General features: G+C 59.0%; 20 protein-coding genes and 1 pseudogene. 20 read left to right on the top strand and 1 reads right to left on the bottom strand.

Annotated elements, in window-relative coordinates:
• Positions 1-69 precede the first annotated feature (69 nt).
• The gene (locus tag IB265_RS18455) at positions 70-312 is read left to right on the top strand and encodes a type II toxin-antitoxin system Phd/YefM family antitoxin (protein WP_057248288.1); all 243 of its coding nucleotides are present in this window, start codon (positions 70-72) and stop codon (positions 310-312) included.
• The gene (locus tag IB265_RS18450; protein ID WP_057248455.1) at positions 312-704 is read left to right on the top strand and encodes a type II toxin-antitoxin system VapC family toxin; all 393 of its coding nucleotides are present in this window, start codon (positions 312-314) and stop codon (positions 702-704) included. The genes IB265_RS18455 and IB265_RS18450 overlap by 1 nt, the downstream gene beginning before the upstream one ends.
• Positions 705-998: 294 nt before the next feature.
• On the opposite strand, the gene IB265_RS18445 is transcribed toward IB265_RS18450, so the two are convergent.
• On the bottom strand, positions 999-1,217 hold the full coding sequence (locus IB265_RS18445; RefSeq protein WP_246805986.1) for a helix-turn-helix domain-containing protein: 219 nt from the start codon (positions 1,215-1,217) through the stop codon (positions 999-1,001).
• A gap of 53 nt (positions 1,218-1,270) precedes the next feature.
• Here IB265_RS18445 and IB265_RS18440 point away from each other — a divergent pair.
• The 18 genes and pseudogenes from IB265_RS18440 to IB265_RS18355 form a co-directional block, all read left to right on the top strand.
• Positions 1,271-1,462, top strand: a pseudogene (locus IB265_RS18440) (LysR family transcriptional regulator); the annotation flags it as partial.
• A 263-nt stretch (positions 1,463-1,725) separates the two neighbouring features.
• Positions 1,726-2,982, top strand: a complete 1,257-nt coding sequence (locus tag IB265_RS18435; protein WP_192494963.1) for an aminomethyltransferase family protein — start codon at positions 1,726-1,728, stop codon at positions 2,980-2,982.
• A gap of 119 nt (positions 2,983-3,101) precedes the next feature.
• Complete coding sequence (locus IB265_RS18430; RefSeq protein WP_246805985.1) at positions 3,102-3,995, top strand: methylenetetrahydrofolate reductase; 894 nt, start codon at positions 3,102-3,104, stop codon at positions 3,993-3,995.
• Positions 3,992-4,852 (top strand): formyltetrahydrofolate deformylase, encoded by an 861-nt coding sequence (purU, locus tag IB265_RS18425; RefSeq protein ID WP_113132778.1) that lies wholly within the window; start codon positions 3,992-3,994, stop codon positions 4,850-4,852. Before IB265_RS18430 ends, purU begins: the two co-directional genes overlap by 4 nt.
• A 93-nt stretch (positions 4,853-4,945) precedes the next feature.
• Positions 4,946-6,151: an aminotransferase class V-fold PLP-dependent enzyme gene (locus IB265_RS18420; RefSeq protein ID WP_192494961.1), complete on the top strand. Its 1,206-nt coding sequence runs from the start codon at positions 4,946-4,948 to the stop codon at positions 6,149-6,151.
• Positions 6,148-7,122 carry a D-glycerate dehydrogenase gene (locus IB265_RS18415; protein WP_057248282.1) on the top strand — a complete coding sequence of 325 codons (975 nt, stop codon included), beginning with the start codon at positions 6,148-6,150 and terminating at the stop codon, positions 7,120-7,122. The genes IB265_RS18420 and IB265_RS18415 overlap by 4 nt, the downstream gene beginning before the upstream one ends.
• 76 nt (positions 7,123-7,198) lie before the next feature.
• The gene (gene glyA / locus IB265_RS18410) at positions 7,199-8,467 is read left to right on the top strand and encodes a serine hydroxymethyltransferase (protein WP_057248281.1); all 1,269 of its coding nucleotides are present in this window, start codon (positions 7,199-7,201) and stop codon (positions 8,465-8,467) included.
• A 140-nt stretch (positions 8,468-8,607) separates the two neighbouring features.
• Complete coding sequence (locus IB265_RS18405; RefSeq protein WP_057248280.1) at positions 8,608-9,399, top strand: helix-turn-helix transcriptional regulator; 792 nt, start codon at positions 8,608-8,610, stop codon at positions 9,397-9,399.
• A 184-nt stretch (positions 9,400-9,583) separates the two neighbouring features.
• Positions 9,584-10,480: an aromatic ring-hydroxylating dioxygenase subunit alpha gene (locus tag IB265_RS18400; protein WP_192494960.1), complete on the top strand. Its 897-nt coding sequence runs from the start codon at positions 9,584-9,586 to the stop codon at positions 10,478-10,480.
• Between the two features lie 68 nt (positions 10,481-10,548).
• Positions 10,549-11,745 carry a BMP family protein gene (locus IB265_RS18395; protein ID WP_246805984.1) on the top strand — a complete coding sequence of 399 codons (1,197 nt, stop codon included), beginning with the start codon at positions 10,549-10,551 and terminating at the stop codon, positions 11,743-11,745.
• Between the two features lie 32 nt (positions 11,746-11,777).
• Positions 11,778-13,328, top strand: a complete 1,551-nt coding sequence (locus tag IB265_RS18390) for an ABC transporter ATP-binding protein (RefSeq protein WP_192494959.1) — start codon at positions 11,778-11,780, stop codon at positions 13,326-13,328.
• Positions 13,329-13,416: 88 nt separating this feature from the next.
• Positions 13,417-14,376 (top strand): ABC transporter permease, encoded by a 960-nt coding sequence (locus tag IB265_RS18385; protein WP_309140380.1) that lies wholly within the window; start codon positions 13,417-13,419, stop codon positions 14,374-14,376.
• Complete coding sequence (locus IB265_RS18380) at positions 14,369-15,301, top strand: ABC transporter permease (protein WP_192494957.1); 933 nt, start codon at positions 14,369-14,371, stop codon at positions 15,299-15,301. Before IB265_RS18385 ends, IB265_RS18380 begins: the two co-directional genes overlap by 8 nt.
• A 408-nt stretch (positions 15,302-15,709) precedes the next feature.
• Positions 15,710-16,561 carry an aromatic ring-hydroxylating dioxygenase subunit alpha gene (locus IB265_RS18375; RefSeq protein ID WP_192494956.1) on the top strand — a complete coding sequence of 284 codons (852 nt, stop codon included), beginning with the start codon at positions 15,710-15,712 and terminating at the stop codon, positions 16,559-16,561.
• Positions 16,562-16,597: 36 nt separating this feature from the next.
• Positions 16,598-17,503 (top strand): aromatic ring-hydroxylating dioxygenase subunit alpha, encoded by a 906-nt coding sequence (locus IB265_RS18370; protein ID WP_162770927.1) that lies wholly within the window; start codon positions 16,598-16,600, stop codon positions 17,501-17,503.
• Positions 17,504-17,545: 42 nt separating this feature from the next.
• Entirely contained in the window at positions 17,546-19,312 is a 1,767-nt protein-coding gene (locus IB265_RS18365) for a Rieske 2Fe-2S domain-containing protein (RefSeq protein WP_057248272.1), read from the top strand.
• Between the two features lie 11 nt (positions 19,313-19,323).
• The gene (locus tag IB265_RS18360; protein ID WP_192494955.1) at positions 19,324-19,971 is read left to right on the top strand and encodes a glutathione S-transferase family protein; all 648 of its coding nucleotides are present in this window, start codon (positions 19,324-19,326) and stop codon (positions 19,969-19,971) included.
• Between the two features lie 48 nt (positions 19,972-20,019).
• The coding region (locus tag IB265_RS18355; protein ID WP_192494954.1) for an alcohol dehydrogenase catalytic domain-containing protein at positions 20,020-20,545 on the top strand (526 nt) is incomplete at its 3' end.

The following is a 20,545-nucleotide window of genomic DNA, read 5'->3' as shown; positions in this document are numbered from 1 at the left end:
CGGCGCGGTCATGCTTGCTATCAGGTCGAAACTGAACTAAGTTTACAGAACTAAGTTCGAGGTAGGGCCATGCACACTGTAAATATTCACGAGGCGAAAACTCATTTGTCCCGGCTCATTGAGAAGGCAGCGAAAGGCGAGTCCTTTATAATTGCCAAATCGGGTAAACCGTTGGTGAAGGTCGTCGCGGTCGAGGCCCCTGCCGCCGATGAAACTCGTCGCGTCGGATTCATGGCGGGGCAGTTTTCCGTACCGGAAGACTTCGATCGGATGGGTGGCGAAGATATCGAGAAACTGTTTGGCGGCGAATGATGAAACTCCTGCTGGATACGCATCTTCTGCTTTGGGCTGCGGGAGAGCCTGGGAAACTGCCGCCCGCCGTTCTGGCTGAGATCGAAAATACCGACAATGTTTTGCTATTTAGCGCGGTGAGTCTCTGGGAGGTGGCCATCAAGCGCGGGCTTGGCCGCGCCGATTTTACCGTGGATCCTCGCCTACTTCGCCGCGGTCTCATCGATAACGGCTACCAAGAGCTCCCAATCACCAGCGAACACGCGGTAGCGGTGGATGGACTGCCAGCGATCCATAGGGACCCTTTTGATCGGATTTTAGTCGCTCAATCGATCGTGGAGGGTGTCACCCTGTTGACTGTCGATGAACTGGTCGGGCGGTATCCAGCACCCATTCGCTGTATGCAAAAGTAGCTCGAAATCCCCTGCGCACTCATTCGGAGCGCGCCGGTGCTGACGAATTCCGGCGTTTCCCTCGGTTGCGCCGAGGCAGGCGCTTCCTTTGCGATTGCACCGAGCTGGACGCGCGGCACGACTTGCTCCCGCGACGTTGCGGCACCCAGACGTTCTGCTTGTTTGGTAACGATCTTCCCAAAGGCTTAAGGTTTAATTGCGTGTGATCGAGGAGCGTGGGAGGCGCTGATGCGCTTCGTCAAAACTTCGCTCAAGAAATCGCATAATGTATCGACCGGAACTCTGCTTGGCAGATTAGGGCTTGCGTCCCCGCGGCAGGTTGGAGGGCGCTTCCTCGCCGACTTTTGGCTCGACGAACAATTCGAAGACCTTGCATTCGAGCACCGTCGCGATCTTGCCCAATGAATCCACGCCGAGATTGACCTGTTTGCGCTCGAGTTGAGAGATCGACACCCGTTCCAACTGCGCTTCGAGCGCAAGGCGTTCCTGTGAGAGGCCGCGCTTGACCCTCAATTTCCGAACGTTCCAAGCCAAAAGATCACGCGGTGTCATGATCGCACATGACCATTGCAGCGGGCCTCGGGATCGGCTTTGCGCCGGAATGGACGAAGGATCTGCCGAACCGCAACTTCGAGCTCAAGCCCGTGCGCGGCGTCGATCTCAAGATCGGGCTTGGTCTTGCCTGGAACAAGGAGGATCCAACGGCGTCTCGCGACGACATCATCGACATTGCCCGGTCGTTGGCGCGGCCGGCCAGGGAAGGGGCAGATGCCGACGGTCGGACGCGAGTTGGCCGTATCTCGGTAGCTCAATTGCCACTTGCTGCATTTTGTCTCGCGGTATCAGAGCGCCTGCGATCTCTCGGCACTTGCTTGAACTGCGGGTATGTCGTTCGCAACGACAGGCATTCCTGCTTTGGCCCCTCCATGAAAAGCTTTTCTCCAGTTCAGTTAGGCAGCCGCACAGTGCACTTGCGAAGGATGACCTTCGAAAGTCCGGCTATGGAGGAGAGGGCGTATCAATGGACGATATCAAATTCACAACCGGTTTGACGGAAGCTCACGGAGCGCGCGTTGCATTTCGCGGAACGCCATTTGTCGAACGGACGGCTCCGCTGAACCAAAACGCACTTTGGATGCGCTGGGACCGCAACATGGTCGTCGATGCCTATTCCGACATGGTCGCAGAGCTCTCGGCAATTCGCACTGCTGTTGCCATGGGAGACATGTCGCCCTTGTCGAAGTATGTGATCGCAGGTCCCGACGCCGAAGCGATGATGGACAAGTTGATCCCGCGCGACATCAAGAAACTCCAGGTCGGGCAGATCTACTATGCGCCCTGGTGCGATGAAAACGGCCATGTCGTTGGCGACGGTCTCGTCTTTCGAATGGACGAGAATACGTTTCGCGTGTCGGCCGACCCAGGCTTTACCTGGTGGAGGCAGCACGCCGAGGGCCTCGACGTCGAGGTTACGGACATCACCGACACCTATGGCATTCTGACGCTACAGGGGCCGCGTTCGCGCGAGGTGCTCGAGGCAGTGACCGAGGCGGGTTTTCAGGAGCTCCCCTTCTCCCGGCTTGCGGTCGTGACCATTGCGGGAAGGCAAGTCGAAATCCTGCGCCAGGGTTTTACCGGCGAGCATGGCTACGAGTTGTGGGTGAAGGACGATGACGCGCCGATCGTCTGGGATGCGGTAGAAGCGGCCGGCCGCCCCTTCGGTATTCGTCCGGCGGGCGCCTGGGCACTCGACGTCGCACGGCTGGAGGCGGGCCTCCTGATCGTCGGCTACGACTATACCAGTGCCGGACCGGATCACGGAGGCGCCGGCATTCAGGCCGCAGGCAAATTCCGCGCTTCCCCCTTTGACCTCGGTCTTGGCCGGCTCGTTGATTTCAAGAAACCCGATTTTCTTGGCAGGGCCGCCTTGGAGCGAATGTCGAAAGATGGCGAACATCGCCAGCTCGTGGGGTTGGAAATCGACTGGAAGCAGATCGCCGGCAGTGGGCTGGAAAGCAAGGAACCTGGAAACCTGCGGCGTGTGCGATGGTACCCAGTCCCTGTCTTCGATGGCTCCGTTGAAATCGGTCACGCGAGCAGTGTCGCGTGGTCGCCCACCCTTCGCAAGCTGATCGGCTTCGGTCATCTGCAGCAGGCGTTCGGGGAGGTCGGGACGCAGGTGACGCTGCGTTGGGAGGATGACGGCACAACGCGCGACGTTGCTGCCCGGGTCGTGGCTCTTCCGTTCCACTCCTTGCGACGCGCCGCAAGCAACTGAGTACCCTGTTGCCCGGCTGCTGAAGCGGTCGGGCTCCCTCCATCGATGCTCCGCAGACCATGGTCGCTGCTCTCGCTGCGGCCAACGGATCTGCCCTGCTTGAAAATCCGGGTGAGGCGATGACCAATCCAGCTGAAGCATGCACTGATACACGGGTTCATCCGGGCGACGGCGCCAATACGACCATATCGATCGAACTCGCGCCGGAGCAGGTTCGCAATTTCGCACCGCAAGCCGATACGCTTCCCTTGGGCTCAAGGGTGTTTCTGACGCATCTTGCCGGCAAGCCGGAAGCACTTCAGGTCGAGGCGGCGGCGCGCATTACTGAGTTGGGCTATGTTGCGGTGCCGCATCTGGCAGCCCGCAATTTCAAGACGGAAAGGGACTACGTCAATCTCGTTGAGGCCCATAGCCGCAATGGGATCGACGAGGTCCTGTTCCTTGGCGGCAACCCGGCGCTTTTCCCCGGGCCGCTCGGCGAATCTGCCGAACTGCTCGCTCATCCGGTGCTGTCGGATAGTTCGATACGAACCGCCTTTGTCGCCGGTTATCCGGAAGGACATCCAAACATTCCCGAGGTTCGGCTCAAGGATGCGCTTAAGCGCAAGCTTGAGATTTGCGCACGTCGGTCGCTCGAACCTCGCGTCGTTTCGCAGTTCGCATTCGACGGTGCGATGATCGGCGCCTGGGCAAAGCGATTGCACGACGATTTTCCTGAGGTTCCCGTTCACGTTGGGCTGGCCGGAGTCACGAGTTTGACGAAGCTCATCCGCTTTGCCGCGATGTGCGGTGTGGGGCCGTCGATAGCTGCTCTAAGGCGTTCGGCGAGCGGTCTTCTCAACATCGTCGCGGACCGCAATCCGGCCGATGTGATCGATGCGGTTTCGTCGGCCTACCCTGATCCGGCAACGCCACTGCACCTTCATTTCTTTCCCTTTGGTGGTTGGGAGAAGACGCTTACCTGGCTCGGGGATTATCGGGAGGCCAGGCAGTTGCGGGCCGGCGTGCGATGACCAGCCTGACGCAGCCCTTCGTTCTCACTCTGACTTGTGATGACCGGGCAGGGATCGTGGCTGCAGTAACCTCGCAGCTTCACGTCCTCGGCACCAACATCGTTGAAAGCAACCAGTATTGGGACCGCGCCACCAACCGCTTCTTCATGCGGATCGCGTTCACACCATCGGGCGAGACGTCGGCTGATCGGATCGAACGCGGTCTGGCGCCAGTCCTTGGACAGTTTGAGATGCAGGGGCGGCTGATCGACTGTCGAAAGGCGCCGAAAATTGTCATCATGGTCTCGCGGTTTGACCATGCGTTCCTGCACCTGCTTTACCAGATCCGTGTCGGCTGGCTCGATGCCGAGGTCGTGGCGGTGATTTCCAATCACGACGACAGTCGCGAGACGGCCGCGTGGGCGGGCATTCCCTACCATTTATTGCCGATCAACCGGGAAAACAAAAAACAGCAAGAGGACCGCATCTTCGCGATCGTTCAAGAAACGGAAGCCGACCTGGTGGTTCTGGCGCGCTACATGCAGGTCTTTTCCGACGATATCGCCGGTCGATTGTTCGGAAAGGTCATCAACATTCATCATTCATTTCTGCCCAGCTTCAAGGGTGCTCGTCCCTATCACCAGGCCCATGAGCACGGCGTCAAGCTGATCGGCGCGACGGCACACTATGTCACTGCCGACCTCGATGAGGGACCTATCATCGAGCAGGAAACCGAACGCGTATCACATGCGATGAGTGTCGAGGATTTCGTCGCAGCTGGCCGAGACATCGAAAGCCGCGTTCTGGCGCGGGCTGTCAAACGGCACCTTGAGGCACGCGTCATGCTCAACGGCCGAAAGACTGTCGTCTTCGCCTAAGGCGACAGCCGTGTGCGGCCTTGCAATTTGATTGAGAAGCGATGCACGGGCGGCTGCGGGCCGTCGTGCCTCAAATCATGGGAGGACCATGCAATGCGAAATGGAACATCACATCTCTTCGTGCCCGGACCGACAAATATCCCGGATGTGGTACGTCGAGCCATGAACGTGCCCATGCAGGATATGCGGGCGCCGGACTTTCCCGACCTGGTTCTGCCGCTGTTCGCCGATCTCAAGCGGGTTTTCCGAACTGACACTGGGTCGATTTTCCTGTTCCCGGGTTCTGGAACCGGAGCATGGGAGGCGGCGATATCGAACACCCTCAACCGTGGTGATCGGGTGCTGATGTCTCGTTTCGGCCAGTTTTCCCATCTTTGGGCAGACATGGCTAGCCGTCTCGGGCTCGATGTTGAATGCCTCGACGTCGAATGGGGCGAGGGTGTTCCCGTCGAAGAGTACCGTCGGCGCTTGGACGCCGACAAGAACCGTCGGATCAAGGCGGTATTTGTCACGCACAACGAGACGGCGACGGGCGTGACTTCGGACGTGGCCGCCGTGCGGGCCGCCCTCGACGATACCGGCCACAAAGCTCTGCTGTTCGTTGATGGGGTCAGCTCGATAGCATCCATCGAATTCCGGATGGACGACTGGGGTGTCGATCTCGCCGTTACCGGCTCGCAGAAGGGCCTGATGCTGCCGGCAGGCCTCGGTATCCTCGCCGTCAGCCCAAAGGCGCTTGAGGCGCACGCGAGTTCGACGATCGAACGCTGCTATTTCAGCTTCGAGGATATGAAAGCGCCGTCAGCCACCGGCTACTTCCCCTATACGCCGCCGACACAGCTACTTCTTGGCCTGAGAGCATCGCTGGATCTGATTTTCGCGGAAGGATTGGACGCAGTCATTGCTCGGCATCACCGCCTTGCGGAAGGCGTTCGCCGCGGTGTTCATGCCTGGGGTTTGACCCTCTGTGCCACAGAGAAGAAGTGGTGGTCCGACACGGTCTCCGCCATCGTGGTCCCTGAGGACATCGACGCCAGGCAGGTTATCGCGAACGGCTATTCCAAGTACCGCACCTCATTCGGTGCCGGGCTCAGCAAGGTGGCGGGCCGGGTTTTCAGGATCGGCCACCTCGGCGACCTGAACGAGGTGATGTGTCTGTCAGCGCTTGCGGCGGCCGAGATGTCTCTGCGTGATGCTGGAGCAAAGATCGAAGCCGGGTCCGGCGTTGCGGCGGCGCAGGAATGGTATCGCTCGCAGATCGGACTTGCCGCTCGCAACCTTCAGGAACGTGCGGCATGAGGAGGGACAGGATTGTGAAACCGAAGGTCATCGTAACTCGGCGCTGGCCGACGGAAGTTGAAGACCGGTTGACTGCAGAATTCGATGCGCGGCTGAACGAAACCGATCAGCCTTTGGATCGGCGTGAATTGCGAGCCGCGCTTGAAGAAGCCGATGCGGTCCTGCCAACCGTAACCGATAAGATCAGCGCCGACATTCTCGAGGGGGGTATTCGAGCAAAGATTCTCGGTAACTTCGGCGTTGGCTTCAATCATATCGATGTAGCGGCGGCAACAAGGGCCGGACTCGTTGTCACAAACACGCCAGGCGTGCTGACGGATGCGACCGCCGATCTGGCGATGACCCTCCTTTTGATGTGCGCGAGACGCGCAGGGGAAGGGGAGAGGGAACTGCGGGCCGGCAAATGGACAGGTTGGCGTCCCACGCATCTTTGCGGATCCCACGTCACCGGAAAGACCGTCGGCATCATTGGAATGGGGCGGATCGGGCAGGCTATGGCACGGCGGTGCCACTTTGGCTTCGGTATGGACGTCGTCTTCTTTGACAGCCATCCGATTACCGGTCTTGACGTGCCCGCGCGCCAATTGCCGAGCGTTGACGACGTGCTTGCGGTCGCCGACTTTGTTTCGCTTCATTGCCCCGGTGGAGGCGAAAACTATCACCTCATCGACGACGATCGGCTCGCCTGCATGAAATGGTCAGCGTTCCTTATCAATACAGCCAGGGGTGACGTCGTGGACGAACATGCTCTGGTCCGCGCGCTGGAAACCCGGAGGATAGCGGGCGCAGGCCTGGACGTCTTCGAAAGCGAGCCGCGTGTTCCCGGTCGTCTGGCCGAGCGGCAGGACGTGGTTTTGTTGCCGCATCTGGGGAGTGCGACGAAGGAGACCCGCGTCGCCATGGGCATGCGCGTCATCGAGAATCTGAAGGCGTTTTTCAGCGGCCGTTCGCCGCCTGATGCGGTCTGCTGATCCTTCACATCCCGTTGCAGTTCAATCGGCGGGCAGACGATGCGGTCGTCGTGCTCGTCCGACAGGAGAAAAATCGATGCCTGGTTTATTCGAAAGACAGCTCAAGCATGATTCGGTCATTGCCGGAGCGATCGCGCGCGAAATGGGGCGGCAACGATCCGAGATCGAACTGATCGCGTCGGAGAACATCGTGTCGCCAGCGGTTCTTGCCGCGCAAGGCTCCGTCATGACCAACAAATATGCCGAGGGCTATCCGGGGCACCGCTATTATGGTGGATGCCAGTATGTCGATCTCGTCGAAGCCGCTGCGATAGAACGCGCTGGAATGCTGTTTGACGCATCGTTCGTCAACGTGCAGCCGCACTCCGGTGCGCAGGCCAACGGCGCCGTCATGCTCGCCCTGTTAAAGCCGGGCGACACCTTCATGGGCCTGTCGCTTGCCGCCGGGGGCCATCTTACCCATGGGGCTCGGCCGACCATGTCAGGGAAGTGGTTCAACGCCGTCCAATATGGCGTTCGGAAGAGCGATTGCCTCATTGATTATGAGGAGCTCGAAGAAAAGGCCATAGCGACGCGGCCGAAGCTGATCATTACCGGCGGGTCGGCCTATCCGCGTCTGATCGACTTCAAGCGAATTCGGGCGATCGCAGATTCTGTCGGGGCGGCCATGATGGTCGATATGGCGCATTTTGCCGGTCTGGTCGCTGGAGGGGTGCATCCTAACCCGGTTGAAATCGCCGACGTCGTCACCACGACAACGCACAAGACGCTACGCGGCCCTCGCGGCGGTATGATCCTGACCAACAATCAGGACTTAGCGAAAAAGGTGAACTCTGCGGTGTTTCCGGGATTGCAGGGTGGTCCGCTGATGCATGTCATAGCGGCAAAAGCGGTGGCGTTGGGCGAAGCGCTTGAAGACAACTTCAGGCAATACGCTCGCCAGATGGTGGTCAATGCCCGGGCCCTCGCCTCAGCGCTGACCGAACGAGGATACGATATCGTTTCGGGGGGGACCGATACGCATTTGATCCTGGTTGACCTGCGCAGCAAAGGGGTTTCCGGCAAGGATGCGGAAGAAGCCTTGGGGCGTGCCGGGCTGACCTGCAACAAGAACGGCATTCCCTTCGATCCAGCGCCCCCGGCTGTAACTTCCGGCATCCGGCTCGGCACGCCAGCGGCCACCAGCCGCGGTTTCCGCGAAGCGGAGTTCAACGAAGTTGGCGCGTTGATCGCGGACGTCCTCGACGCCCTTGGCACCGAGCAAAGTTCCGAACAGGAGCGACGCGCGAGAATGTCGGTCCACGATCTTTGCGCGGCCTTCCCGATCTACTCGGCGGGGCATTAAAACAGAGCGTGGCTCCGATCGGGAATCGGATGCTCACGGTGTTCGATGCTTGATCACGCACGCGATAACCACGAGTATCAGAAGTGTTCGCTAACCCAACGCTTGGCGAACACTGCCGTCAGGTGCTTTGAAAGGCTTCGATGCGACTGCCGCCCATAGATCTCAGTCGGGAAAACACGTTCGGAGAGATCTCCTACGAAAGCGGAGGGCAGTATGGCCCCATCCGGGGGGATTACCTTGCCTTCATCATCGTGCATCTCGGATCGCTCAAGATCGAGGCCGATGAAACAGTGCTGCAGCTGGAGGCGGGCCAGTGTGCGCTATCCCTGACAAGGGACCGCTATTTGACGACCATCGCTCCCGAGACGCTAACTCACATCAGCTGGTGCGATGGCCGACCACAAAATGCTGCTTGGCTCTACAAGGAGCGCCACAAATATGCGCCCTTCATTAACGCCTCGACGCAGGTCCAGACATTAATGCAACTGGGTGTCGATCTCGGGATCGGGGACCGCGATGGTCGTGGTGGCTTGCGCGAAGCTCTGACGAACACTCTCCTCAACGCCTATATTTACGAGGCGGAAGTTGTTGCGGAGGAAAGGCCTATCCCGCAGACGATCCTGCAGGCGCGCCGCTTTCTTGATGAAAACTTCGCCGCAGACGTTTCCATCGAGCGCGTCGCGCAACAGGTTCGTGTAAGCCCACAGTATCTTGTGTCCGCCTTCAAGAAGCACCTGGGCATGACGCCGGCTCGGTATCTCTGGCGCTGTCGGCTGGACTATGGCGCGCACCTCTTGCAACGCAGCGGCTTGTCCGTGAGCGAGATTGCCTACCAGGTCGGCTACAAGAATCCCTATCATTTTTCGCGCCAGATCAAGCTGGCCTTCGACTGCTCCCCGACCGAGCTCCGCGAGAAAATGCTGAACGGCTGAGCCTCCAGCGCGTTCAGTGCCCGACATCCCCCAGCGATCCGACGACAGGCGAACTAGCGGTATTAAATCGCCAAGCGCAGGCATGGTCGTCTTCCTTAACCTCATGCATCAATTTTCCAGAGCACCTCCATCTCAAGGGGCGGGTGCGCGGTTCGCTAGCAGCAAACACCCATGGGATTGCGATATGGAAAACCTCAGTCACATCGACCCGATTGCACGCGACGAATGGCATGTCGTCGCCTCACTCGAGGAACTTCCGTCCACCGGCATGTTTTCAACTGTCCTTCTCGGTCAGAGGATACTGATCGGCCGGCATGGCGATCGGTTGGGTGCATGGCGTGAGCCGCAAGCCGCTGCCGAGCCGAGCGGCGCTCAGACGTCCGGTACGGAGCTGCCAACCATTCAGCGGTTCGGTTACCTCTGGGCCACCTTGGGCGACCCGCCGCGCGATCTGTTCGAAATACCAGAGTTCGACGAGCCGGATCGCAGCCGCATCGTTCAGGGCGTCACACGCGTCGGTGTCTCGGCGCCGCGCGCGGTCGAGAACTTCCTGGACATGGGGCATTTCCCGTTCGTTCACACAGGAATCCTGGGGGAGGAACCCCATACGGAGGTCAAGCCTTACAAGGTCGACGTCTATTCCGACCCACCCGAAATTCTGGTCACCGATTGTGAGTTCTACCAACCGCAGGCCAATGCCGGTTCGGAGACGGGCGCAGATACCGAATACGTCTACAGAATACCCCATCCGTTTTGTGCCGTTCTTTACAAGACGGGATCGACGCGTCCGAACCGGCGCGATGTTATCGCGCTCTTCGGCCAGCCCGTCGGCGAGGACCAGGTGCTCGTGCATATCGTTATCTGTCTGCTTGACGAAGTCACGGATCTGGCCGCGATGCGCAGCTTTCACCAGACCATTCTCGGGCAAGACAAGCCCATTCTTGAAAATCAGGTGCCCAAGCGCTTGCCACTGGACTCGCGCTCGGAGGTTCCGATCCGCGCCGACGCCGCCTCTGCAGCCTATCGTCGATGGCTTCGTGAAAGGGGCCTTCGCTACGGTGTCGTCACAGGCAGCGGCTAATGACTGGTGCCTGCGACAAACCGCGCAAGCTTAACTGGAGATATGCGAGGCCGAAATAGCAGTCATTGTTGCCCAGGCTAGTTCATGAAAGCCTGTTACAGCAATTTGAAAGATCCAACGTCAACGGCGACAAAAAACCAAAGGGGAAGCCGTTGGCCCGGATGCTCTCGCGTCGATGCGACGATACCGCGCATCGCCTGCGAGCGACCGAACCAGGTCCTAAGTTGAAACAGGAGGAGTATCATATGCCTATCAGCATCACACGCCGCACCGCGATCCTGGGTTCGATGGGGGCATTTCTGCTTTCGGCGGTCGATCGAACCTTTGCAGCAGGGCCAACCTCACTGAAGATCGCTCTTATTCTCGAGAGCCGCACCGATATCGGCTGGACGCGGACCTTGCTGGATTCGTTGGAACAGGTGAAGCAGGCGAGGCCAGACGGGCTCGACATATCGTGGGAGTACACGGACCCGCTGTGGAACGACGATGCGGAAAATGCCATGCGCTTCTACGCCGAAGGCGGCGAGTACGACATTATCTGGGCCCACGGCCGATATTCGGACCAGGTAAAGAAACTTAGCGCCGAATTCCCTGACATCATGTTTGTGGTAACCGGATCGGGCAACCTGCCTCTCGGGGCCAATCAATACTGGCTCTACAAGCGACTACACGAACCGTCCTATCTGCTCGGCATGCTGGCCGGCCGCACAACGAAATCTGGCGTCATCGGCCTGGTCGGGACGTTTGCGGCAGACGACGTCAACGACCAGATCAATGCGTTTCTCGATGGCGCGAAATCGGTCAGACCGGACGTGAAGCACCGCGTCTCCTTTATCGGTTCCTGGTCCGACAATGCGCTGGCAGCCGAGCATGCCAATGTGCAGATCGCATCGGGTGCGGATGTCGTGTTCATGCTGACGGACAACTTCAAGCCCTGCCAGGAACACCGGATCATGTGCTTTGCCAACATCAACGACCAAAGCAAGCTGGCGCCAGACGCAATAGCATCGAGTGCGATCATCGATTGGCAGCCGGATATCAAATGGATCATCTCGGAGTGGCTCAAGCACAAGGCTGGTGGACAGTACAATGGAAACACCGAGCCAAAATGGTTCTCTATGAGCCAGGGCGGCGTCGATATCGCGCCCTATCACGACTTTGATGCAAAGTTGCCGGTTGCCGTCAAAGAGGAGCTCGCCGCGACGAGACAGAAGATCATTTCCGGCGAGTTTGTCGTGCCCCTCAATACCGCGGAGGTGAAGTAGCGCAGACGCTAGAACAGGACTGGTTTCACTCGATGGAAAATCTTCTCAGCGTACAGAACCTGACCAAGCGGTTCGGAGCCGTTACCGCAAACGACAACGTCGATCTCGACGTTCGCAAGGGCGAAATTCATTGTCTCTTCGGTGAGAATGGCGCCGGCAAATCGACACTGTCTGCCTGTCTTTACGGATACTATCGCGCAGACAGTGGCGTCATTCGCTTCAAGGGGCAGGTTGCCGAGCTTAATTCACCGGCAGACGCGCTCCGCTTGGGGATCGGCATGGTGCACCAGCACTTCGTGCTTGTTGAAAACTTCACCGTCCTTGAGAACATCATCGTAGGCAGCCCCGATCTCGGGATATTGTTGTCGAAGTCAGCCGCGCGACGAAAGGTCGAGGAGCTCTGTCTGCGATGCGGCATAGAGCTCGATCTCGATCGCGAGATCTGGCAGCTTTCGGTTGGTGAGCAGCAATGGGTCGAAATCCTCAAGGCGCTGTACTTTGGCGCGGAACTGTTGATCCTCGACGAGCCGACAGCCGTCCTGACCCCGCAACAGTCCGACCAGCTGTTCGTCATACTTGATGGCATGCGGCGCCAGGGACTGTCGATCATCCTGATCAGCCACAAGCTACGGGAAGTGATGCAGTCCGATCGCGTGACGATCCTTCGCAAAGGCAAGGTCGTTGCCACAGTCGAGACATCTACCACGACGGCAGAAGCCATCACGGCACTGATGGTCGGGCACAAGGTGACGAAGCGCGTCGGTGACAGATCGGTCACTCCGGGGCGCGAAGTTCTCGTCGTCGACCGCGCCGTTGCCATTGGCGAGTGGGGGGAAGAAGTGCTTCGCGATGTCAACTTCACCATCGCGGAGAACGAAATTCTTGGCCTGGCGGGTGTTGCGGGCAACGGCCAGAAAGAACTGTTCGAAGTCCTGATGGGCGTGAGGACGCTGAGTTCGGGCGGCTTTCACCTCAACGGCGAGGCGATAGTTGCACCGACGTCGCGCGAAATGCTCGACAGAGGTGTAGGGCTCGTGCCTGACGATCGTTTCCGCGAAGGATTGATCCCGGAGTTCGGAATTGCCGAGAACCTGGTACTGGGGTGGCAGCGTAAGCCGGAATACAGACGCGGACCATTCCTCGATCGTGGCAAGATCAACGCTTTGGCCGCGCACAAGATCGATGAGTTCAGGATCGTGGCTGCCTCCGCGGACCTGCCCGTCGAGCGCCTGTCCGGCGGCAATGCCCAGCGTGTCATTCTTGCACGCGAATTTCTCCACGCCAGGGGCCTGCTGCTTGCCAATCAGCCCACGCGCGGGCTCGATGTGGCCGCATCCGAATTCGTTTACGAAAAGATCCTCGAAAAGCGTGCCGAGGGCTTCGCCGTCCTTCTGGCTTCCGAGGAACTCGACGACCTTTTGCGTCTCTGTGATCGCATCGCCGTGATCTTCAAGGGCAAGATCATGGGGATTGTGCAGCCCGGGGAAACGACACTCCTCGAGCTTGGAATGATGATGGCGGGTAACGCCAGCAAACTTGGTGGACAGGTCAATGATTTCAGTTCAAAGGCGCTCAGGCAATAGCCTGAGCTGGAATTTCGCCTGCTATGCAGCGGCAATGGTATGCGCTCTTATTTCCGCGGCCGCCTTGCTCCATTTGTCGGGAGGCGATGTGGCGAAGGCATTCTCCTCGCTCATTGTGGGAGCTTTCGGCAGCCAGAAGGCGCTGCTCGGATCGCTTGCCAAAGCGACGCCGCTGTTGCTTGTCGGCCTTGGAACCGTCATCGCTTTCAGGGCGAAGATCTGGAATATCGGGCAGGAAGGGCAGGTTCTGGCCGGCGCAATGTGTGCCTACTGGGCCAGCCTATGGATTGGACCGCTGCCGTATCTGATCGCGGTTGCCGTTCTGGTCCTTGCCGGCCTGGCAGGTGGCGGCGTCTTGGGTCTCCTGGCCGGCGTTCTCAAGACCCGTTTTGGCACCAGCGAAATCATCTCGACGGTGATGCTGAACTATATCGTGATCTTTCTGCTTGCCTATCTGCTTGATGGCGGGCCCTGGATGGAATCGGGGGCGACCGTCGCCTATCATCAGTCGCCGCCGGTCAATGCGATGCTGGAGTGGCCGACGCTGTTTGGCCAGGGCGCGACCAAGCTGCACTTCGGCTTCATTCTCGCACTCGGTGCCACGGTGCTGTCCGCTTTATTGTTGGAGCGAACGCCGCTTGGCTACGAGATCCGCGCTTTCGGCTCCAATCCGACTGCTTTGAGGTTCCGCGGAACCGATATCAGCCGCCTTTTGCTGGTGGTGATGCTTGTGTCCGGCGCGCTGGCGGGGCTCGCTGGCGCAGGCGAGCTATTTGGAACCTCCCATCGCCTGCGCGCTGAAACACTGCTCGGTATTGGCAGTTCCGGCATCGTCGTTGCGATGGTGGGAGGGCTGCGACCGAGCGGTGCCATGCTTGCAGCACTCTTCTTCGGCGCGCTTAAAAGCGGCGCGATTTACATGCGATTGCAGAGCGGAACTCCCGCCGGGCTCGTCTCGGCCATGGAAGGGCTCGTCCTGCTCTTCTTCCTGTGCGCAGCCGTGGCTACCAGGGTCCATATCACCGTCAGGAGTGAAGCGCATGCTTGAGCTTTTTCAGGGACCGCTGTTCATCAGCATTCTCGCCGCGATGGTTCGGATTGCCACGCCGCTCTTGTTCTCGGCAATGGGCGAACTCGTCACTCAACGGGCCGGTATCTGGAACATCTCCGTCGAGGGAACGATGTTGCTCGGCGCAGTCGTCGCCTACGTGATTGCCTCGTCGACAGGTTCGCCGTGGCTAGCCCTGCTTGTGGCGGTCCTGGCATGCGCGCTCTTGAGCCTGATCCTGTCCTTTGTCACCATCGTGCTCAAATCAGAGCAGTTCATCGCCGGTCTGGCCCTGAACCTGCTTGCCTCTGGGCTGACCCTCTTCTGGTTCCAGACCTATATCATCGGGCGCGACCCTCCCAAGTTCGCCGGCTTCGAAGCTGCCGAGATTCCGTACTTATCGGATATTCCCGTCCTTGGAACGGTGCTGTTTTCCCAGCGTGTTCTAACCTATGTCAGCTTTCTTCTTCCGCTCGCGGTCTGGTTCTTTCTTTACCGCACCCGATACGGGCTTGAAGTTCGCTGCGTCGGGGAAAATCCGAAAGCGCTCGACGTCAAGGGTCTAAGCGTCGGTGGCCGCCAATGCCTGGCGATCATGTTCGGAAGCGTGATGTCCGGCTTCGGGGGCGCGTTCCTGATGCTGGGGTATTCCGACCGATTTGTGCCAGATCTTATCGCCGGTCGCGGTTGGCTCGTCGTTGTTGCCATCATTGCCGGCAACTGGATGCCTTTCCGTGTGGTTGGAGCGATCTTCATTTTCGCGTTGCTCGAAGCCATCGGAATTCATGCGCAGGTCGTTGGGGTTTCAATTCCGCACCACGTCTTCCTGGTATTGCCATATGTGGCCTCACTCGTGCTTCTGGCTGGGCTGAGATCGCGAACACATCAGCCGGTCGCGCTTGGAATTCCCTATCGCCGGGAATGAAGGACAGATGAACTGACGACATCCGCTTTTGCACTTCAGCGCCCAGCCGCGTGAGCTTTCACGGCTGGGCTCAATGCGTCGTCGTGCCTAGGGGGAACGCGAGAGACAGTCTGCGCAGAAGGCAATAATCTTCACCTAAGGTACGGATAAAAAAGAATTTTAATTCGACCATTAGGCGGTTCCGGGTGGCAAGTGGCAAACCTTTGACCGGCTTGACTGCCCGGTTTGAAGTAGCGATTCTTATAGGGTGGTCTCCGAAATTGAGTTTTGAACAAAGCTTAATTGAGGGTATGCGCGGGGCAACGGGGGACATTCCGTCCTGGCCATGAAAATGAAACTCTGCGGGTAGTTAACCAGCATCGTTACGGCATCGCCGCAGCAATGCACGACCGCGCCGGAGGCGGGCCAATGGGAGAGTTTCGCTGCGTCGATCGTTCGCTTCTCAACGACTGGCACGTTGTCGCCGAGCGGTCTGCGCTGATGTCGAATTCGGCTTTCACCACACGTCTGATGGGGCATGACCTCCAGGTCACACTCGATGGTCGCTACAACCTGCGAGTGGTCGAGTTGGATACAGGTGAAGAAGTCTGTTCAGATTCACGATACGGTTTTATCTGGGCGTGCCTCGGACGGCCGGAACGAGACATCATATACCTGCCCGAAACGAACGAGGCCGATCGCCACTTGTTGAGCGGCGGCTCCATCGCAGTCAGAGTGTCGGGTCTGCGAGCCGTCGAGAACTTTCTCGATATGGGGCACTTTCCCTTCGTGCACACGGGCTGGCTGGGCGATGAGCCGTTGCCCTACAATGTGACGATCACGGCAGCAGATGAGGTGCTGGCGACCGATTGCAAGTTTCTCCAGCCGTTTGCCTCCCCAACGGCACGGGCGGCGATGCTGGTCGACTATATCTGCAAGGTCTTCCGGCCCTATACGGTCGCACTCTACAAGAGCAATCCTCTTGATCCCGACCGAAAGGATCTGATCGTGCTGTTCATCCAGCCGGTCGATGAGGAGAACTGCATCGTTTACTCCTACCTCTGCTACCTCAAGCAGGGCCTGGAGGCAGCGGCGGCGCGCAGTTTCATGCAGCTGATATTTGCGCATGACAAGCCGATCCTCGAAAACCAGCGCCCGCGACGCCTGCCGCTCGATCCGCGTGCGGAAACCCCGATCAGGGCCGATGCCGTCTCCGTCCATTATCGACGTTGGCTTCGTGATCGCTCGGTCACGTATGGCGCGATTGCGTACCCTGTCTGATTGACGACGGCTCAGATGAATATGGAGGAATCTCTTATGGCAAAGACAAGATGTTTGGACCCCGTCGTCCTGAACCTATGGCACCCGCTCGGGGCGTTGGTTGAGCTCCCGGTCGATACGGTTGTCGATACCGTTCTACTGGAGGAACGGCTCAGCCTCGCAGTCGGCCTTGGCAGGGAGGTTGCGGTTTGGCGGTCCTGCCCCGATTTTGTCGCTGGCGACAAAATCGATGTGGCGTCCGTGAGCAAATCGCTGCCGGCGAAGGTGGCCTTCGGCTATCTCTGGGCTTCCCTAGGCTCTCCACCCGATGAGCTTTTTCCCATTCCTGAATATGAGGAAACCGATCGGCGCCGACTGAATGCAGCGACCTTCGGCGTCAATGTCTCAGCGCCGCGCGCGATCGAGAATTTCCTCGATATGGGCCATTTTCCCTATGTCCACACGGATATCCTGGGCGTTGAACCGCACACCGAGGTCAAGGAATACGACGTCGACATATCGGTGGAGCGGGACGAGATCCTGGCAACACGCTGCCGCTTCTTTCAGCCTTTGGCATCGAGTGCGTCGGAGACTGGCGCCGAGGTCGAGTATATCTTCCGTGTGCCCCACCCCTATTGCTCGGTTCTCTACAAATCGAGCCCGGTCGACGATGCCCGCTACGATGTCATCGCGGTTTTCATGCAGCCTCTCAGCCAGGAGAGTGTCCGCGCGCACATGATGCTTTGCATCCTCGACGAGGACAATGAAGACAAGGTGATCAAGCGGTTTCAGCAGACAATCTTCGGCCAGGACAAGCCGATCCTGGAGAACCAGTTTCCCAAACGTCTGCCGCTCGACCCCAGGGCCGAGACGCCGATCCGGGCAGATAAGTCCGCCATCGCCTATCGCCGCTGGCTGAGCCAGAAGGACGTCAGATACGGGGTCATCCCGGCTTCATATTGAACTGCGCCAAAACAAAACACTGATGATGAATTGGAGACCAAGATGCTTGAAGATGTGAGGACTAGGTGGCATCCGATCGCGGCAACGGACGATCTGCCGCTGCGGCATGTGTTCCATGGCCAACTTCTTGGCCGAGAGTTCGCTGTCTGGCGCGCAGACGATGGATACGTCAACGTCTGGGAAAATCGCTGTCTGCATCGTGGTGTCCGGCTATCGATAGGCATCAACGACGGCCGGGAATTGAAATGCCAGTATCACGGGTGGCGTTACTCGAACCGCACAGCCGGATGCACCTACATTCCGGCCCACCCCGCAGACGCGCCCGCGCGCACCATTACAAACCGGTCGTTTCAAGCTGTCGAGCGCTACGGTTTGGTGTGGTCCTCAGAGGACCCGCGCGGCGATCTCCCCGTGGTGGAAGGAATTGGCGAAGATGACCTCCTGGTATTGCGCGCCATACCGGTCAACGCGTCGGCAGAACTGGTTGCTCAAAGGTTGCAATCCTATCGCTTCCAGCCGAACAGCGAGATTGCTGGAACGGGCACCAACATTGAACTGGTGGCAGCGACTGAAGCGGCCGTCGCTCTGAGAAGCTGCCAAGGCAGGGCTGAAACGCTTGGCGTTTTTTTCGTCCAGCCGGTCGATTCAGGTCGCTCGGTAATCCGAGGTGTCCTCAGCGGCAGGCCGAACGATGCTCAACTGACAGCGGTGCTTCGCTACCACAATGAAGCGCTCTCCAAATTGCGCGAAGACTTGGAGCGCGAGGCGGCGGCCCTGCCTGTGCCCGTACCGATCGAACCAATTTTCGAGCGGGTCTCGGAAGAGCTCGCCAGTTTGCCTGAACTCGACAGTCGTGGCCGCAAAGCCGCGATCCGGGTGCAAGTTGCGCGCAAGTGGCAGACTGCCGATGGTATCATGGCCTTCGAACTCCGGCCCATCAGAGGTCTGCTTCCGACCTTCCAGCCAGGTGCCCATATCGACGTACATCTTCCGAACGGGCTTGTCCGCCAGTATTCGCTTACCAATGGACCCGGTGAAACGGACCGATTCACCATCGGGGTGAAGCTCGATCCTGCATCAAGGGGCGGGTCCCAGTGCCTTCATGACAGCGTGCGCGAAGGAGACGTACTGGCTATCTCCGAGCCAAGGAACAATTTTCCTCTTCGACGCGACGCACTGAAGACTATCTTCGTTGCCGGCGGGATTGGGGTCACGCCTTTGCTGGCGATGGCACAGACGTTGAACAACCAGAGCCTCGCCTACGAACTACACTACTTTGCGCAGAACGAGCAGCAACTCGCATTCTCCGAATGCAGGCAAGCACTCGGCAATGCCGTCATGCCCCATCTGGGGCTGTCGCCCAGCGACACCGTCAACGAGTTGCGCCGGCTTTTATCACCTTATCTTCCGGACACACAGCTCTATATCTGCGGACCCAATCCGATGCTCGAGTCGACGCGCTCGCTGGCAGCCGAAGCAGGTTGGCCCGAGGCAGCAGTGCATTTCGAGTACTTCAAGAACACGAACGTCATTGACGATAGCTCGAGTTTCGAGGTCGCCTTGGCGCGTTCTTGTCTGACGATCAAGGTGGGCGCGGGACAATCCATTCTCGAAGCCATGCGCGATGCCGGCGTGGACCTTCCCTCATCTTGCGAACAGGGGGCCTGCGGCACCTGTCTTGCAACCGTCATCGAAGGCGAGCCGGATCATCAGGATGTCTATCTCAGCCCATCAGAGCGTGCCTCGGGGACAAAGATCATGACCTGTGTCTCTCGCAGCAAATCAGCTCGTCTAGTGATCGACGCCTAAGGATACCGAAAATGATCAAGCTCTACGACTACGAACTGTCGGGCAATTGCTACAAGCTTCGGCTGCTTATGAGCATACTGGGAGTGGACTACAAGACCGTCTCCGTCGACTTCTATCCCGGCCGGGAACACAAGTCGGAATGGTTCTTGAAGCTCAATCCGCTCGGGCAATTGCCGGTAATCGATGATGACGGGCTTGTGTTGCGTGATGCGCAAGCGATCCTCGTCTATCTCGCGGCGAAGTACGACGCAGCAGGAACGTGGTATCCCCGCGATAATCCTGAGCTCTTGGGCGAGATCAGCCAGTGGCTTGCCTTTGCCGACGGCATTACGAGCACAGCGTCGGCCGCCCGTCTGCACGACGCGCTGTTTTACGACTTCGACATTGATACGGCGCGCGCCGGCGCTCACAGGCTGTTCCGGATCCTTGATGAACATCTCTGGTTCGGCGAGCGGCAAGAACGCCAATGGATCTGCTCGGCAAAGCAGCCGACGATCGCCGATATTGCTTGCTTCCCCTACATCATGCTTTCGGAGGAGGGCGGGATTTCCAGGCAGGATTATCCGGCAATTCGCCGCTGGTGCGACCGCATCAAACGCATCAACGGCTTCATTGTTATGTCCGGGGTGTTTCCGGCCGGGCCGGCAAAAGCTGCGTAACAACGCCAGATGACGAACCACCTACGAAGGAAATTAGGGAGAAATTAGATGGATGTACGTGCCGCCGTTGCCGTTCAGGCAGGCAAGCCGCTCGAGGTCATGACGGTTCAACTCGAAGGCCCAAAGGCCGGCGAAGTGCTGATCGAGGTCAAGGCCACCGGCATCTGCCACACGGACGACTTCACGCTGTCGGGTGCCGATCCGGAAGGCCTGTTCCCGGCCATCCTCGGCCATGAGGGCGCCGGCATCGTCGTCGACGTCGGCCCGGGCGTCACCTCGGTGAAGAAGGGCGATCACGTCATTCCGCTCTACACGCCCGAGTGCCGCTCCTGCCCGTCGTGCCTGTCGCGCAAGACCAATCTCTGCACCGCGATCCGCTCGACCCAGGGCCAGGGCCTGATGCCCGACGGCACCTCGCGCTTCTCGATCGGCAAGGACAAGATCCATCACTACATGGGCTGCTCGACCTTCGCCAACTACACGGTGCTGCCGGAGATCGCCGTTGCCAAGGTCAACCCGGACGCGCCGTTCGACAAGATCTGCTACATCGGCTGCGGCGTCACCACCGGCATCG

It is taken from the genome of Ensifer sp. ENS10 (assembly GCF_014852025.1).
GTDB lineage: Bacteria > Pseudomonadota > Alphaproteobacteria > Rhizobiales > Rhizobiaceae > Ensifer.
Note: the sequence above shows the minus strand (reverse complement) of the source record. Positions and strands in the feature narration are given on the sequence as shown.